Origin of the sequence: Pseudoalteromonas sp. SR44-5, from assembly GCF_014163675.1 — a bacterium.
GTDB lineage: Bacteria > Pseudomonadota > Gammaproteobacteria > Enterobacterales > Alteromonadaceae > Pseudoalteromonas > Pseudoalteromonas rhizosphaerae.
In genome coordinates this window covers 1-459 of record NZ_JACJDT010000189.1, presented here as the reverse complement: position 1 = coordinate 459, position 459 = coordinate 1, and the positions used below count along the sequence as shown (strand labels likewise).

The following is a 459-nucleotide window of genomic DNA, read 5'->3' as shown; positions in this document are numbered from 1 at the left end:
TATGCTCTTTAAAAATTTGGAAAAGCTGATAATAAAATTCGTATAAATACAGTGTATTTGTACAGAGTTTTCAAAAGTAAAAAAGAATGATAGCAGTATCATTCAGTGCCATTTAATGAACGTTTACGTTTGTTGATTGGTATCTACTTTAGTATTCAATATTAACTTCTGGCAAAGTTAAACTGTCACTAACGTATGACTAAACTTTACTGTTTAGTATTGCGACGTGGATTTGATGCTTAGGCAACGCCGCTGATATTTTTGTCGCTGGGCGCATAACGTGTTATGTAACCAAGCAAAAATTGATAGCAAGGCAGCATAAGTAACAAAGACCAAGCAAGACCCGTTTGGGTTGTATGGTTAAGTGACTAAGCGTACACGGTGGATGCCTTGGCAGTTGGAGGCGATGAAGGACGTATTAACTTGCGATAAGCCTAGTCAAGCTAGTAAAAAGCACTT

The 459-nt window shown here is 37.0% G+C and carries 1 rRNA gene; it reads left to right on the top strand.

Annotation, left to right across the window (positions count from 1 at the left end):
- Positions 1–358: 358 nt before the first annotated feature.
- Positions 359–459: ribosomal RNA gene (locus H5154_RS23175) — 23S ribosomal RNA — on the top strand; the annotation flags it as partial.